15 protein-coding genes and 2 pseudogenes are annotated in these 14,772 nt (G+C 57.9%); 11 read left to right on the top strand and 6 right to left on the bottom strand.

What is annotated here, in order from left to right; all coding sequences use genetic code 11:
• The 11 genes and pseudogenes from MF6396_RS28500 to MF6396_RS21665 form a co-directional block, all read left to right on the top strand.
• A pseudogene (locus tag MF6396_RS28500) lies at positions 1–519 on the top strand (hypothetical protein); the annotation flags it as partial.
• 11 nt (positions 520–530) lie between these two features.
• Positions 531–1,259 (top strand): hypothetical protein, encoded by a 729-nt coding sequence (locus tag MF6396_RS21710; RefSeq protein WP_078481540.1) that lies wholly within the window; start codon positions 531–533, stop codon positions 1,257–1,259.
• A gap of 58 nt (positions 1,260–1,317) precedes the next feature.
• Positions 1,318–1,560 (top strand): colicin E5-related ribonuclease, encoded by a 243-nt coding sequence (locus MF6396_RS21705; RefSeq protein ID WP_078481539.1) that lies wholly within the window; start codon positions 1,318–1,320, stop codon positions 1,558–1,560.
• On the top strand, positions 1,541–1,864 hold the full coding sequence (locus MF6396_RS21700; RefSeq protein ID WP_177346342.1) for a hypothetical protein: 324 nt from the start codon (positions 1,541–1,543) through the stop codon (positions 1,862–1,864). The genes MF6396_RS21705 and MF6396_RS21700 overlap by 20 nt, the downstream gene beginning before the upstream one ends.
• 89 nt (positions 1,865–1,953) lie before the next feature.
• Positions 1,954–2,448 (top strand): annotated as a pseudogene (locus tag MF6396_RS29610) (DNA/RNA non-specific endonuclease).
• A protein-coding gene (locus MF6396_RS21690; protein ID WP_102063826.1) for an IS3 family transposase occupies positions 2,417–3,579 on the top strand; the annotation gives its coding sequence in 2 pieces (ribosomal slippage) (positions 2,417–2,669 and positions 2,669–3,579; 1,164 coding nt in all). Before MF6396_RS29610 ends, MF6396_RS21690 begins: the two are co-directional and overlap by 32 nt.
• A gap of 37 nt (positions 3,580–3,616) precedes the next feature.
• Complete coding sequence (locus MF6396_RS21685; RefSeq protein ID WP_078481531.1) at positions 3,617–3,946, top strand: hypothetical protein; 330 nt, start codon at positions 3,617–3,619, stop codon at positions 3,944–3,946.
• A gap of 265 nt (positions 3,947–4,211) precedes the next feature.
• Entirely contained in the window at positions 4,212–5,480 is a 1,269-nt protein-coding gene (locus tag MF6396_RS28830; RefSeq protein WP_177346341.1) for a hypothetical protein, read from the top strand.
• Positions 5,477–5,749: a DUF6966 domain-containing protein gene (locus MF6396_RS21675; RefSeq protein WP_058540653.1), complete on the top strand. Its 273-nt coding sequence runs from the start codon at positions 5,477–5,479 to the stop codon at positions 5,747–5,749. The genes MF6396_RS28830 and MF6396_RS21675 overlap by 4 nt, the downstream gene beginning before the upstream one ends.
• A 224-nt stretch (positions 5,750–5,973) precedes the next feature.
• Positions 5,974–6,183, top strand: a complete 210-nt coding sequence (locus MF6396_RS29605; protein WP_078481530.1) for a toxin glutamine deamidase domain-containing protein — start codon at positions 5,974–5,976, stop codon at positions 6,181–6,183.
• Complete coding sequence (locus MF6396_RS21665; protein WP_229589140.1) at positions 6,183–6,368, top strand: YrhB domain-containing protein; 186 nt, start codon at positions 6,183–6,185, stop codon at positions 6,366–6,368. Before MF6396_RS29605 ends, MF6396_RS21665 begins: the two co-directional genes overlap by 1 nt.
• Before the next feature lie 537 nt (positions 6,369–6,905).
• On the opposite strand, the gene MF6396_RS21660 is transcribed toward MF6396_RS21665, so the two are convergent.
• From MF6396_RS21660 to MF6396_RS21635, 6 genes are all read right to left on the bottom strand, one after another.
• Positions 6,906–7,412, bottom strand: coding sequence for a GNAT family N-acetyltransferase (locus MF6396_RS21660; RefSeq protein ID WP_054916224.1), 507 nt, complete (start codon positions 7,410–7,412; stop codon positions 6,906–6,908).
• 52 nt (positions 7,413–7,464) lie between these two features.
• Positions 7,465–7,869 carry a hypothetical protein gene (locus MF6396_RS21655; RefSeq protein WP_078481528.1) on the bottom strand — a complete coding sequence of 135 codons (405 nt, stop codon included), beginning with the start codon at positions 7,867–7,869 and terminating at the stop codon, positions 7,465–7,467.
• A 130-nt stretch (positions 7,870–7,999) separates the two neighbouring features.
• Positions 8,000–9,307 carry a carbohydrate porin gene (locus MF6396_RS21650; protein WP_078481527.1) on the bottom strand — a complete coding sequence of 436 codons (1,308 nt, stop codon included), beginning with the start codon at positions 9,305–9,307 and terminating at the stop codon, positions 8,000–8,002.
• A 156-nt stretch (positions 9,308–9,463) separates the two neighbouring features.
• The gene (locus MF6396_RS21645; RefSeq protein ID WP_054916226.1) at positions 9,464–10,156 is read right to left on the bottom strand and encodes a sensor histidine kinase; all 693 of its coding nucleotides are present in this window, start codon (positions 10,154–10,156) and stop codon (positions 9,464–9,466) included.
• Positions 10,153–11,760 (bottom strand): tetratricopeptide repeat-containing response regulator, encoded by a 1,608-nt coding sequence (locus MF6396_RS21640; RefSeq protein WP_043864364.1) that lies wholly within the window; start codon positions 11,758–11,760, stop codon positions 10,153–10,155. Before MF6396_RS21640 ends, MF6396_RS21645 begins: the two co-directional genes overlap by 4 nt.
• Positions 11,761–12,011: 251 nt before the next feature.
• A complete protein-coding gene (locus MF6396_RS21635) occupies positions 12,012–14,732 on the bottom strand; it encodes a LuxR C-terminal-related transcriptional regulator (RefSeq protein ID WP_078481525.1) in 2,721 nt (906 codons plus the stop codon).
• Between the last annotated feature and the right edge of the window lie 40 nt (positions 14,733–14,772).

Below are 14,772 nucleotides of genomic sequence, written 5' to 3'. Positions count from 1 at the left end.
GAAGCGGAACTGGCGCTGGCGATTATTTCGCTGGGAAGTGCTGCTAAAGCTGTGGCTTCGAAAACGCCAGGGTGGCTTGAGAAGCTGGCGGGGATGTTGCAAAGCGGGGAAAAAAATGGTGCAAAAGATCTCACAACGAATCTTTCAGAGGTTTGGACTCTTAAACCGACTCAACGAGGGGTAGACATTGAGTCATACCTTGCTAAAACTGAGTATTCACCGCAGAGCGGCTGGTATAACGTAGGGGCCGAAAGAAATGGGTCTTTCCCGCTTGTTGATTTTCAGAATGGTAATACGCTCGTTAGTCTGAAATCTGTAGATACGGTAGGAAGTACGTGGTTAGGCCGAATGCAAGATCATATTATCGACTTAGGGACAAATGGCGCGAAAGTCAATGGTGTACCAGCAAATATGGTGCTTGACCTGCGAGTTCAGCCTGGTGGCTCGGCTGCTGCTAAGTCGCTTATCGAATTCGGCCGTGAATATAATGTCAAAGTGGTTGTTAAAGAATTCAAGTGAGACCTGAAAAGATGAAGCGATTCAAGTTTGTTTTTGATGTCGAGTCGATCAGTGGTTTGCAGATGCTGGCTTTGGTTGAAGAGCTTTTAAGTAAGTTTTCCTCCCCTACGATATTTTTTCTGCATGGGGTTAAGATTGATATCAAAACGCTTGAAAAGAAAATATTGAAAAAAAAATCATGGCCTAGTGGTTTGGTGTCTGGTGGGTTTGAGCTCCGATTCGGGTTGCTTCCAGCACTGGGTTATTGCTTTTTGGTACTAGAAGAATCAGAGGGTCATGGTAATACTAAGTTGGAAGAGGAAATAAGGCCTATTCTCAATGTTGAAGGTTTTATTCAGGCATGGGTTTCTGATGTCGAATATGATTTTTGGCAGAACGCTACAGACCCTCTAGAGTATGAATGCGTGGGTCGCCCTCTTTCAGGTCTTCCAATGAAGTCGAATGGCTTGCCTCCCCCCTTGGATCAAATGGAAATTGATACCTCAGGGAATCCTGGCCGTAACGTGCTCAGGCAAGGATATATTGAGGCGATTGGAAGCACTATGTGGCTAGGCAACCTCTTCTGGGAGAGAGCAGGCGTGGATAGATTTGCCAGCATTTCGCTGTTGGAGAGCCAGGGATTTAAAGTTTATGAGTGTGGTAAAGTTATTAAAGTTATAACGTCTGATAAGGTTTTTTTTGATGGTTCAACCCTAGAAAAACAACGTGCTCTCAGGCAGATTTTATTTGGATTAAATTGACGGTTTAGATGGTGCAAAAGGAATTTCAATTACGATTGAACCAAAGATTGCCGACCAAATGGGTAAATGGGGTTGGACGGAAAGCTCTATACAGTCTGTAATCGATAAACCAGTCAAAACGGTTGTGACGAAAGATACTCGTTTTGATACTGTGTCAGGGAGCCGCCTTAACGATCCAGCTACTGGGTATATCGCTAAGGATGGTTCTTATGTGGTAAGGAATGATCGCACGGGAGCGATTGTCCAAGTCTCCAATAAAAAGATCCTGAGTGGGTTGCACCATGGGACTGATTACAGTTGAAGTATTCGTTGAGGATTTACCTGTTACACCTACATTGATGTGGAGTGGCATTCCTTTGTTTGATGTTGGCGATGGAATCAGGCTGGTCGACTACTGCAAAAATAATAATATTGCAGTTCTTGGTATTGAGGGTTTTAAAATCAAGGGAAACAAGAGAGTTCCAGACATGGATTGTATTGTCGACTTTTCCGCGTCATTAAATGAAATGAATTTCGCTTTGAAGTCGATAGAAGCGAGTCGAGTAATTATTGAAAGCATGAGTGGTAGTGGTATTTTGATGGAGTTTGTGCTCGTTAAGGTTTAGATGGTGCAAAAGGAACAGGGCAAGCTTTACGGGAGGTCGAGATTAGTTCTGGTGGTAAAGGTGCATGGAATAAAGAGCTGAATAAGCCTGTGCCGAATACCGTATATAAGGTCGATGGGAATAAAACTTTTCAAACAGATGGCTTGGGCCGCGTTGAGAAAGTCGAGTCAAATCTTTCATTGACTAAAAATGATCGGAATACATATCAGCAATGTGTGGCAGGTAAGTGAGGCGTCAGTGGGGACGAGGGTGGGCACTTGATTGCTAGTATATTCAACGGACCTGGGGAGAGATTGAATCTCCTTCCCATGAATGGGAACTTGAATAAAGGTACTTGGAAGTCTATGGAGAATACATGGACGTCCGCACTTAAGGAAGGCAAGCAGGTTAGCGTGAAGATTGAGCCTGTGTATTCTGGCAAAAGTGTTCGGCCAGATAGCTTTAATGTGGAGTATTCAATAGGCGGTGCTCGTCCAAAAGAGATTGTATGTAGTGGTCTAATGAAACCGGACACCCATTTAGGCGAGAATGCTCGCCATAGAGAGGTGTCTGATGACCAAGCAACGTCGTACCTTTACCCCTGAGTTCAAGCGCGAGGCTGCGTGCCTGGTGCTCGACCAAGGCTACAGCCATATCGAAGCCGCCCGTTCGCTCGGATTGGTCGAATCGGCGCTTCGTCGATGGGTGAGCCAGCTTCAGCAAGAACGTAGCGGTGTTACTCCCACCAGCAAGGCTCTGACACCTGAGCAGCAAAAAATCCAGGAACTCGAAGCCCGTATCAATCGGTTAGAACGGGAAAAATCGATCTTAAAAAAGGCCACCGCGCTCTTGATGGCCGAGGAACACGAGCGTTCGCGTTAATCGATCAACTGCGGGCTCAAGAGCCTGTTGATCTGTTGTGCTCGGTATTTGATGTCACCCGATCTTGCTACTACGCGTACTGCCGGAAACGTCGGTATCCGGATGCCGAACGAGTAGTCTTGCGTAGCCGCGTGAACGAGTTGTTTACGCAAAGCCGAAGCGCTGCGGGCAGCCGGAGCATCATGCCGATGATGAAAGAGGACGGCATTCAGATCGGGCGATTCAAGGTACGTAGGTTGATGCGCGAGCTGAACTTGATCAGCAAACAGCCGGGCTCCCATGCCTACAAAAAGGCTACCGTGGAGCGGCCTGATATCCCGAACGTGCTTGATCGCGGGTTCAGCGTGGCATCCCCGAACACAGTCTGGTGCGGTGATATTACGTACGTCTGGGCTGAAGGCCAATGGCACTATCTGGCGGCTGTCATCGACCTTTGTGCCCGGCGTGTTGTAGGTTGGGCGTTCTCAGCCAAGCCTGATGCCGACCTGGTGATCAAGGCATTGGATATGGCCTATGAGCGGCGTGGCCGGCCTCAGAATGTGCTGTTTCACAGCGACCAGGGCAGCCAATACGGCAGCCTGAGTTTCCGCCAGAGACTATGGAGATACCGCTTCACGCAGAGCATGAGTCGGCGCGGCAACTGCCACGACAACGCGCCGATGGAGCGGCTATTTCGCAGCCTGAAGACTGAATGGATACCGACGGTGGGCTACATGAGCGCTGTGCTGGCGCAGCAAGATATCAGTCGGTTTTTGATGGAGCGGTACAACTGGCGGCGACCGCATCAATTCAACGAAGGGCTACCGCCTGCGGTCGCAGAGGAAAAACTCAATTCAGTGTCCGGGATCAGTTGACCACTACAGTATTTAAAAACTCACCGGGTGGAAATTGATGCGTAGTGATGATGATATCTACAATGACATTGGGGGTATTTTATTTGAAATTGCTCCCGGCGGAGCCTGTAAAATTATAATGCGGGCACAGTTATCCCAAGAGCTAGATAGCTGTGAGTATGAGTATGACTACATTGATGAACAAGGTAACGTTGCCTGGTTCACGGCAGGCGGGCGAGCCAATACAGATATTTTAGACCTTTTAACAGAGCTTCGCAGTTGGTATCTTGAGAATAAACTTACAGGAGGGCTGCCAGCGTGGAGTGGCTGTGAGGTAACCTTGGACTTAGTTAAAGTTAAAATAAGTATAGACTTTATTTATCCTTGAAAATTAAGCGGCAGGTTTAGATGTAGAAGCTTAGGCTGAATATGGGGTGTTTTTGCACCCTATCTGCACCCTTTTTGCCGCCTTCTTGCACCCTATTTGCATCCTTTCTGCAGTCAAGTTGCATTCCTTTTGCACCCACCCTGACGACCTACGGTCTGAATCGCCCCTGGTTTCGTAGACACCTCCAAGCCTCGTACTGCACCCGGAAGAACGCAAGCTCATCTCCGAGCAGGCCAAGGCGCTGGCGCAAGAGCAGAACATCAGCGTGGCCGAAGCCGAGCGGCGCATGGCCGAGGCATTTGCCTACTACACCGACAAGGACTGGCAGACCACGATCAGCGCTGCGGGCGTGAAGTTCGACGACAGCACCCTCGCCCACCTCGGGCAGGCGCTGGCGCCGCTGGGGGCGAACTATGCGACCACGGACAAAGGGGATGTGCCGAGCATCAGCGACCCGCACAAGGTGTATACCGCCTCGGAAACGTTGGCGTTGCTCAAGAACTATGAGATCAACCACGCGAACTTCTATGATCCGAAGGTGAATCAGGAATACCTGATCAACGACAGATTCCTTCAGAACTGGGAACAACTCGCCTATTACGACCGCAACCTCAATTACGGCAAAACCGATCTGCTGGGTGGTGGGATTGGCGTAGGGCAAGGCATTGCGGCGGCAGTGGCCGAGTCAGCCAGAAACATCTACGGCTTGGGTGAAGGGCTGGTCACGGACTTTAGTGGCACCAGTTCTCGTATCACCAACGGACTGATTCAGAAGGCCAGCAATCCATACGAAGTCGCACAAGCCTTTGAGAGCGCCAAGCAGGACGCGAAAGTCCAGGCGTTTGTTTTGCGCCTGCAAGGCCAGGAACAGGCTGCCCTGCGGGTGGAAATGCAGTGGGAGACCGAGTTCGCCCTGAGCTTTGCGGTGATCAACAAGGCAGGGAAGCTGGGGCAGGTTGCGAAAGCGCTTGGGGAGCGGGAGACGGCGTGGAAGGCGTCGAGCCTGGTGGACAACGCTGGTGGTAAAAATGGGGCACCTGGAAAGAATCCAAATTCGACAAGTGGTATAACGGATGCGGAGGCAGGGATGCCTTATGCGCATTCGGTGGGTGGTGCAAAAGGTTTTGGGCCAGTAGAAGGTACCTACTCGGCAATCAAACCTGGACCATTGGCCGATAGCATTGCTGAAACTTTTTCTGGCGGACGTTACTCTGTTGTCACACTCGAAAAGGATACCGTTCTTTACCGAGCTGGTACTGTCGATAAGCCACTTGGGCAGTTTTTTAGTGCTGAGCCGCCATCTGGTATTTTGCAGACAAGGATCGACAAGGCTGTTCTACCGGAGTGGCCAGGAGGCGCGAAGTCGCCACTCGACACTACATTTGAGATAAAAATACCGGCAGGTACCAAGGTGTATGTTGGCGAGGTTGGATCTCAAGGTGGGTTGTACGTTGGTGGGACGCAGCAAATTGTAGTTCAAAAACCCTGGTTAATTGATGGGGTCCAAATAATCAGTTCGAGTCCGCTGAAATGAAGCTCAAAAATATTGATTTGACTCTTAAGCGAATGATTGAACTTCTTCGCATGGGCGGGGAGGTGGAGGGGTGGACGGCAGCTCTTGAGGGAATTCGGGAAGATTTTCACAGCGATCCTAAGTATGCCTCGTCAAAGTTGATGTCTATGTATGGTGGGATGGGCTCTCTGAATGATCTTGTTCTTTATAGCGACGGTCAAGCGCTTGTTGTAGAGAATAATGAATTTGACATATTGAGGGCACAGCTTTATGAACTTGTAAAACGTTAATTTGATGATGCAAAAGCGCAGGTGTGGCCGACCAAACTGCGGGCTCAATAAATAATGTTAATCCGGGTTATCCAGAAGCGGGCCGAACTCATAACTGTGTCAACTGCACTATTGCTACTAATGCAACACTGGCAGAAAATCCTGCATCGGCATTGCCAATCAACCATTCGAAGGGTGTCCCGTTGAGTGTGTTTTAAAAACAATTTGGCTCTAAATTTGGCCCTATAACGGCGCCTGACAATATTGCGCAGCAAATGGCAAGCTCCGGAAATGGCGCTCGGGGAATTGTGTTTGGTTCTTATGGGCTGGGTCAGCCAGGGCATGTTTTCAATGTGTTTAATCTGAATGATGTTGTTAGATTCCTTGATGGGCAGACCGGGAAGCCAGCAAATCTCAGTAATTTCAAAATACTACAACTATTGAGAACAAATTGATGATCACTTATGCGTTTGCCTTGAAGCGGGCAAAGGAATATTTAATTGATTCCGAAATTCCTTTGCAAATTACACATGAGGGCGAGTTTTCCGAAGGATGGTATTTCTGCTATCAATCAAAGGAATTTTTGGAAACTGGTGAGCTGTCAGCGCAGCTCGCAGGGAATTCCCCGTTTTTTAATTGATACGCAGTCTGGTGCGCTTCATGTTCTTGGAAAAGCAAAGCCCTTAGAAAGTTATTTGGAGGACTACATAAAAGAGAAGACCGTGAAATCTAGGTGATTTAACGGTGCAAAAGCAACTGGTGGCGCTGCCAGAAAGGTAGATGATCTAGCTACTAGTGGCTTAAGCTCAGCGTCAAACCTTCCAAGTGGAACAGGTCTTGGGCCACGCTTACGCACAGTGGTTTCCTGCTGCTGACCAAACAGCTCTTCGAGTTTGGTCGAAAGCAATCGGGCCAACTCTCATCGCTGGAATAATTGTCAATGCACGGGGGTATGGATCTCTGACATTCCGCACAAGGGCGGGTGGGCCGGGTGGCTCGCTCTGGCTGTGGGACGGTGACGAAGAGTATCGACCGGACAGGGCATTCAGCTCGCAAGAGCAGAAGTACCCCACCCGAGGATTAATCAGCGCGCCCTTGCTGGTCTAGCGCATCGAAAAAAACTACAGGGCCCAGATCCATGAAGTCTGGTGAGGCTTGCCGCTGGTAGCCGGCCCTTTCAATGCATGACCGCCCGCGTAATCAAAAAGCTCAGCAACTCGCCCTCATCATCCAGTTCGATGGCCTGCACCGGCCGTGGCAGGTTGTCGAGCACGCTGCGCCAGAACGCCTGTGAGGTTTCATCCTGGTCATAGAAGCGCACCAGCCAGTCACCTTCCCCACTCATCAGCACCTGGGTAGCCAATGCCTGGCCGATGCCCTTGCGCCGGTAGCGCTTGAGAATGAACAGGTCGGCCAGCTCCTGTGCGTCCAGCCCGGCCAGTTCGCTGCGCTCGACCAGCAGGAAGCCGGCGATGTAGCCATCGACCAGGATCAGGTTGGCGCTCCACTGCGGCTCCTGCCAGTAGCGGGCCAGGTGTTCGTCGTGGATGTAGAAACGGCCGTCCACCTCGACGTCTTCCTGCTCCCAGTCCGAAGACTCGTAGGCATAGAACTGGTAGAGGTTGCGGATCAACTCGATGTGTTCAGGGCCGGTCGGGATCAGTTCGACGGTGAGTTCACTCATGGCTACGGCAGGGGCTCGATGAAAAAGAGCGCGCAGTCAGCCACGATTCGCGTCACAACTCAACCCATTCGCCCTGCGAGTAGACGCTGAACCGGTTCGACTCGGAAAGCCGCATGGTGTAGGACGATTGCACGTGGTGGGTCTGCCCGCCGTCGCCGAGCAGGCGTACTTCGGCACCGCAGATGAAGTTCGAATCGCGGTCCGGGCCCATCGATGCGCAAGAGACGGTGGAGACTTCTATGCGGCCCAGCACCTTGATCGGCGACGTCATCCGGCCACTGGCGTGAAGCTTGCGGGTGAAGTCAGCCATGGCGTCTTGCACCTGGCCCTGGGTCGGCATCCAGTCGGGGCAGACATAATCGTCACCGCTGCAACTCTTGTCCGAGGCCGAAGGGGCTGCGTAGGTGAAAACCGGGAAGGAGAACAGAGCTAGGGCAAGCAGTGAAGTGCGAAGCATGAAGGCAGGCCATCCTGGGCGATCTGGGCGCGGGATGATGTCATGCACCCCTCTTCGCCAGCAAGGCTGGCTCCTACAGTCCTGTGCAGGGGTCAGCCTCCCGGCGAACAAGCGCATCGCGCTCACTCCATCAGAACTGCACCTTCACCTGTACGCCGGCCAGCAACGCGTCCTGGGTGTCCTTGCCGGAAAATGCACCCGGCTCCATCACGTACTGCACGCTCGGGCGCACCGTCAGCCAGCGGGTTACCTGGGCGGTGTAGCTCAGTTCCACCAACTGCTCGCCCATGTCCAGGTTGCTGACACTCTGCGCCTGGGCCAGGTCGCCACCGCGCTCCAGGTTGGCGATCTGGACATCGCGGCTGCGCGAGTTGAACACCGCACGGCCGTATGCCAACCCCACGTTGTCATGCTCGCGCGAAGCGAACGGTCGGCTCAGCACCGCACCGGCCGCGTACCAGTGCGAGAACGGCGAAGTGGCCGTGTCGGTATCGGTGGCCTGCGCGAACAGGCGCACGTTGCGCCCCCGGGTCGAATCCGAACGCCATACCATCTGGTCGACCAGGACATAGGCACCGTGACGCCCCGCCGCCTTGCTGTCGGGCTGGCCGATGCGCGCAGTGTCGGAGGTGTCGTAATACCAGCCGAACTTGTACTGCCCGTCATAGGTAGCCAGGTTGTTGTAAATCAGCTCCACCGGCAGGATGGCCCCGGTGGTGCCGCTGGAGGTCAGGTCGAAGGCCTTGGACGAGGCGCTGTTGGTCTCGGGGTTCACGTTGAACCAGGCGGTCTGCACCGTCCACTCGGGGCTGATGCGGTATTTCAGCTCCATGCCCCAGTGCGCGGTGGGGTAGTTGCCCCAGCCACTGCCACCGGACATGCTCAGCGGGTGCGCGCAGAAACCTGCGTTGACGAAGTTGGTGAGGATGCCCATGCCGCCGAAGTCATTGCCCATGGCCATCCAGCCGAGCTTGACGTTCAGGTCGTCGGTGAACAGGCTGCGCGCATAGCTCAGTTCGCTCAGGCGCGTGTACAGCCCGCCGTAGATTTCCTGCACCGGCAGCCGGTTGCCCACCAGGTCTTGCGAGGCGCTGTTGCCGCGCCGATCATTGATCGTCAGCTGGACCGTGCCTGCATCCGCCTCGCCCAGCAATGTCTCGAGGTCGAAGGTCGCGCCCAGGCGGACCTGCTGCGCATAGCGCGCACCGTGCTTGAGGCCACCGCTGACCAGGCCCATGGTTTCCGACACATATTCGCCGGTGAGCTTGACGCCGCTCGCCTCCAGGCGTGAGCGGCTGCCGCCCCAGTCGCCGGTCAGGGTCGGGCTGTCGACAAGGTTGTCGAATGCATCGGCCTGCACCGCAAACGCCAGCAGGCTGGAAGAAAGGCCCACGGCAAACGCGAGGGGGCTGAACGGAAAACGCGAAAAGAGGCTCAAACGGCCCTCCCGAAAGACAATAGATCACCACCCGGTCAGCGACGAAGGCGCGAACCGGGACACAAGAAATGCAGATGGCCTATGTTACGGGATTTTATGTACTAACCGTTTAATTTGTAGACTTTGGTGCAACGCCCTGGCCGACCGGCGACCGGCTCAGGGCAGGTACAGCTGGAACAGGCCGCCGCCCAGGGCACCGCCATTGGCGATCTCGATGCGCCCGCGCACACCGTTGCGCTCGTGCAGCGCAGCAATGCGTTCAGCGAAGTACAGGCCCAACCCGGTGCTGCCGGTGTGCAGGTTGATGCCCTGCACGTAGTCGGCCTGACGGTCGATCATGCCCTGTGGATAACCCGGGCCGTCGTCATTGATGCTCAGCACCAGTTGCTCGCCCTGCTCCGCCACCGTGACCAGCAAAGCGTGCCCGGCATAGCGGATGGCGTTGTTGATCACGTTGGAGATCACCGAACCGACCAGCTCGCGGTCGAAGAAGCCCAGCGGGTTGAAGGCATCGATCTCGTAGCGCGCAATGATCTCGCGGCTGTCGATGATCGGCTGATTGGACGCCAGCAGGCCGCCGATGAAGTCGTCCAGGTCATGGTAGTCGGGGCACATGGGCAACTGATTGACCCCGAGTTTGTACAGCCCCAGCAGCTGCACGAGCATGCCGTTGAGGTGCGCGAACTCGTGCTCCACCACCGCCTGCTCCGGGCCTTGCGCCTGGGCGGCCGGCAGGCGCGACAGCCACTGGCTGTGCGCCTGCATCAGCATCGCCAGGGAGTTCTTCATGTCGTGTACGGTGGAGGCGATCACCGTGGAAAAATCCAGCCCCTGGGAATCGTTGCTCATGAGCCCACCGCCCGGATACGCAGTTTTCGATAGCGCTCGTAGCGCGGATCGGTATTGGGAATGCCCGCCACCTTGGCCAGGCACGCGCGGCATTCCTCCAGCGCGGCGCTCGAGGGGTTTTCCCCGGCCATGCGCAGCAGCGCCTGGGCAGTGTTCAGCGCAATGCTGATGTTCTTGGGCTGCAACGCCAGCGCGCGACGGAACTGCTCCAGCGCCTCGCCGACCTTGCCGGCCTGATAGCTGCGCACGCCCTGGCGGTTGAGGTCGACGGCTTCGTTGCCGGCGCCTAGAATCGTCGGGTCGTCAGTCAGCTTGGCGATGCTCTGCATCACGCTCGCGTCGTCACCGTAGACTTCCACGCAGTTCTTGAGGATGGCCGTGCCCGCCGCCTCCTGACCCAGTTGCTGCAACTGCGCAGCCACTGCCAGGGCGGTTTCGGCCGAGAAGAACTGGTCCATGTTCTCCAGCCGCGCAACCGCCGCCTCGGTGAGCTTGGCGGCCGTCTCGGCATCGCCCGCCTGCGCCAGGCCGGTGGCCTTGATCAAGCGCGCACGTACCTGCAGGCCCTGGTCGTCGGTGTACTCCTTGGCCACATCGCCCAGCACCTGGTTCAGCTCCACCCGTGTGCGTGCATCCAGGCCGTTGCCCACGTTCTTCTGGATCAGCGCCTGGGCCAGGCCCAGGTTGCTTTCAGGGTCTTTGAAACGCGAATTCTGGCCCTGGCTCACGGCCTGGCGATAGGCCCGCGACGAGGTGTCGAAGTCGGCGTTGCCCAGGGCCAGCTTGCCCAGTTGCATCTGCCGGCGGACCGCCAGCGGCGACAGGCGTACGGCCTCTTCGAGCACCGACTGGGCACGGCGGGTTTCACCTGCGGCAGCCAGCACGTCGGCCAAGCCGTCGTACAGGCCGGGCATCATCGAAAACGCCTTGATCGCCTGTTCGTAGATTTCCTTGGCCTGGACGGCCTGGCCGCGCTTGAACAGCAGCTTGCCCAGCGCCGCGTATGCCCATGGCGTAGGGCGGTTGGCCAGGATCGCCTTGAGAAAGCGCTCCAGCTCTTCATGCCGGTTGAGGGCGCCCAGGGCGTCGGCACGGTAGCGCAGGCACAGCGGCGCAAAGCGCGGGTCCTGCTTGCACAGGTTGTCGCAGGCCAGCAGCACTTCGGCCGGTCGGCCACGGTCCAGCGCCTGCAAGATAGGCTTGAGCAGGGTCTTGCGCTGTACCAGCTTGTCCAGGCGCTGGGTCAGCCCCAGGCGGTTGAAGGGCTTGGTCAGGTAGGCATCCGGCTCGTGCTCCAGGGCACTGAGCACCACCGCCTGGCTGCTCTCGGCCGTCACCATGACAAAGATCGCCTCGTGGCTGATCAGCTTGTCGATCATCAGGTCTTCCAGCACCTGCTGGCCGTTCTTCTTGCCGTCGCCCAGGTGGAAGTCGTGCAGGATGAAGTCATAGCGCTTCTGCCCGCACATGCGAATCGCCGTCTCGCCGCTCTCGGCGGTATCGACGTCGCGGATACCCATTTCCCGCAACATCGAACGCACGGACGTGCGGAAGTCGGTGAAGTCATCGACGATCAGAAAACTTTTTTGGCTATACACCAACATCCACAAAACCTGACTTGGAAGAAAGAAGAGCGGCGCCAAGGCGCCTACAGGGACAGGCTCGGCTTCAGGACGCAAGCAGCGCGACGATCATCGCCAGCGCATGCTGCTTGGCAAGCAACGTCAACGGCTGCAGGCCTCGGAAAGGCTATCGGCAGCACGTGCACTTTGCTTGAGGCGCCGCAAGCATGCGGCATGAAGCCAACGCGCCAAGCGTGATGGCGCGATGCCATCATACTTGGCCGACTGCCGTGCTACAACAGGCCCAGCGCCTTGGCCCGGGCGACCGCCTGGGTGCGGCGCTCGACGCCGAGCTTGCTGTTGATGTGGCTGGCGTGGGTCTTGACGGTGTGCAACGAAATGAACAGTTGCTCGCTGATCTGCTGGTTGGAACACCCCAGCGCGATCAGCTTGAGCACCGACATCTCTCGCGCACTCAGGGCCTCGGTGCCCGCCCCGGGGGCCGGCGGGGTATCAACCACCGGCAACAGCGACAGCAGGCGCGCCTGCACCGGCCCCGCCGGCTGGGCCAGCAACTGCTCGCGCATCCACTCGGGGTGATCTTCCAGCAGCCGCTGGAAGGGTTGCAGCACGCCCCCCTGCGCGGCCTCCAGGGCCTGGGGCAGCAACACCACGGCCGCCTCTGCAGCACCGCTCGCCAGCAACAGGCCGATATGCTGACACACCGCGGTGGTGCCGAGCAGCTGGCCGCCATTGCTGCGCCCGTGCTCGGTCAGCGCCTGCAGGCGTTGTGCGGCCTGTGCGGTACGCCCCTGGGCCTGTTCCAGCAGGGCCTGCTGCAGTTCGATGTGCAAAGGCAGCAGCGGATGGAACTCCGGTGCGGCGGCGGCACGTTCGCCACCGTAGGTCTGGCCCAGGCGCAGCAGCCAGGATTCGGCCAGGTCCATGCGCCCCTGGGCCAGCCACAGCTCGCATTTGACCAGGGTGATCATGGCCAGATAGAACACCGGCGGCACGTCCCAGATATGCATCAGGCGCTCGGCCTCGGCCAGCTCGCAGAAGGCCTCGGTAAAACGCCCCTCGCGTCCGTCCAGGGTGGCCAGCACGCAATGCCCGATCAGCACGCTGATGTCGCGACAGGCACGCGCTTCCACCAGCCCGGCGCGCAAGCGCGCACGCCCTTCCTGGGGCTGCAGCCCGGCGACCAGCAGGTAGCCTTCGTACAGCGCCAGGCGCGCACGCGCCGCGTACAGGCGCTGGGCCGACAGCCCTTGCAGGCGTTGCAGGCCGTGGCGCACCTCCTCCATCGAACGCAGGACCTCGCCACGGGCATGCAGCACCCGCGCGCGATCGTAGTGGGCCAGGGCCTCGAACAACGGGTTGCCGACCCGCCGTGCCAGCTCCAGCGCCTCGCGGTTCCAGCCACGGGCGTGCCAGAAATCGCCCTCGGCGATGGCCAGGTTGGACAACGTGGACAGGCACATCAGGCGCTGGCCGTAGCGCTTGGTGGGCAGGCTGCGCAGCGCCTGCTGGCAGTACGAGCGGGTTTTCAGACGGTCGCCGCGACCGCGGGCGATGATTCCGCTCAGGGCCAGCCATTGCGCCAGCATGGACTTCTGCGCCGTGGCCGAAGGCGCCGGCAGGAACCGGCTGAGGTGGCTGACCAGTTCCTCGGCCGCATCCAGCTGGCAGGCCAGCCCCAGCGCCCAGCTGTACAGCACGATCAGGCGCGGGGTGCTGATCAGCAGGCTGTCGGGCAGGTCCATCTTCCAGCGCAGCAGCATGCCGACGTTCTGTTCGGCCAGCAGTTGCTCTTCGGACAGGTTCTGCACCAGGTTGGCCGCCACGTCCAGGTGACCGGCGCGCAGGGCCTGCTCCACCGCCTCATCGAGCAGGCCCTGGGCGTGGAACCAGCGGCACGCGCGCAGGTGCAGGCTGGCCAGCGGCTGGCTGGCCTGGCGGGTGCGCAGCAGGTCGGAGAACAGGTGGTGATAACGCAGCCATTGACCCTGCTCGTCCAGCGGTACCAGAAACACCTGGTGTGCCTTCAGGTAACGCAGTATCTGCGCGCTGTCGTGGCTTTCGCGCAGGGCATCGCACAGGTCGGCGCAAAAGCGCTCCTGGCAGGCGGTGTCGTAGAGAAACGCCTGCACCTCGGGCGGCAGGCAGTCGATGACTTCTTCGAGCAGGTAGTCGCGGATCAGCCCTTCGCCGCCATGCAGGGCGTGGGGCAAGGCGCTGTCGACCCCCGCCTCGGAGGCGGCCAGCAGCCAGAAGCGCAGGCCGGCGACCCAGCCGTCGCTGCGTTGAATCAGGTTGTCCAGGGCCTGGCCACGCAGCGTGGTGGGGTGCTGGTCGAGCACGGCCAGGGATTCCTCGGGGCTCAGGCGCAGGTCCTGTTCGGTGAGTTCGAGCAACTGCTGCGACAGGCGCAGGCGCGCCAGGTGCCAGTCGGGACGCTGGCGGCTGGTGACCAGCAGCACCAGGCCAGGCGGCAAATGATTGAGGAAGAACTGCAGGCAGCGGTCGAGCACCGGGCCCTGGGCCAGATGGTAGTCATCGAGCACCAGCAGCAGCGGGTTCTGCGGGTGCAGGTGCAGGGCCAGTTCGTCGAGCAGGCTGTCGAGCCACTCCTCGAAGGCAAAAGGCTGGTGCCGCTGGCGCATCTTGAGCAGGCCCAGGGCCTGGTTGCCCAGGTCCGGGCAGAACTGCTGCAGCCCTTCGAGCAGGCGTTCCAGAAAGCGCCCGGGGTCGCTGTCGCGCTGGCTCAGCCCCAGCCACAGGCTGCCCCACGAGGCGGGCAGGCTCTGGCAGAACTCCACGGCCAGCGAGCTCTTGCCGAAACCGGCGGGCGCCGAAACCAGCAGCAGTCGACCGCTAAGGCCGGCGTGCAGGCGCTGGCATAGCCGCGGGCGCGGCACGTGCCCCTCGGGCAGTGGTGGACGGTAGAAGCGGCCCTCCACAGCGCTGATGGCCTGGCTGGCGAACCCTTGCATACGCGACAGATCAGTCATGGCCGGCTCGTTTTAGTTGGAAGTCTTCGGCAGAACAGAC

Origin of the sequence: Pseudomonas sp. MF6396, assembly GCF_002018915.1 — a bacterium.
GTDB lineage: Bacteria > Pseudomonadota > Gammaproteobacteria > Pseudomonadales > Pseudomonadaceae > Aquipseudomonas > Aquipseudomonas palmensis.
This window is presented reverse-complemented; position numbering and strand designations above follow the sequence as displayed.

Bases quoted from the DNA above. Each gene is read 5' to 3' on its own strand.
- MF6396_RS21710 (WP_078481540.1), top strand. From the start codon at position 531: ATGAAGCGATTCAAGTTTGTTTTTGATGTCGAGTCGATCAGTGGTTTG.
- MF6396_RS21705 (WP_078481539.1), top strand. From the start codon at position 1,318: ATGGGTAAATGGGGTTGGACGGAAAGCTCTATACAGTCTGTAATCGAT.
- MF6396_RS21700 (WP_177346342.1), top strand. From the start codon at position 1,541: ATGGGACTGATTACAGTTGAAGTATTCGTTGAGGATTTACCTGTTACA.
- MF6396_RS21685 (WP_078481531.1), top strand. From the start codon at position 3,617: ATGCGTAGTGATGATGATATCTACAATGACATTGGGGGTATTTTATTT.
- MF6396_RS21675 (WP_058540653.1), top strand. From the start codon at position 5,477: ATGAAGCTCAAAAATATTGATTTGACTCTTAAGCGAATGATTGAACTT.
- MF6396_RS21665 (WP_229589140.1), top strand. From the start codon at position 6,183: ATGATCACTTATGCGTTTGCCTTGAAGCGGGCAAAGGAATATTTAATT.
- MF6396_RS21660 (WP_054916224.1), bottom strand. From the start codon at position 7,412: ATGAGTGAACTCACCGTCGAACTGATCCCGACCGGCCCTGAACACATC.
- MF6396_RS21655 (WP_078481528.1), bottom strand. From the start codon at position 7,869: ATGCTTCGCACTTCACTGCTTGCCCTAGCTCTGTTCTCCTTCCCGGTT.
- MF6396_RS21645 (WP_054916226.1), bottom strand. From the start codon at position 10,156: ATGAGCAACGATTCCCAGGGGCTGGATTTTTCCACGGTGATCGCCTCC.
- MF6396_RS21640 (WP_043864364.1), bottom strand. From the start codon at position 11,760: ATGTTGGTGTATAGCCAAAAAAGTTTTCTGATCGTCGATGACTTCACC.
- MF6396_RS21635 (WP_078481525.1), bottom strand. From the start codon at position 14,732: ATGACTGATCTGTCGCGTATGCAAGGGTTCGCCAGCCAGGCCATCAGC.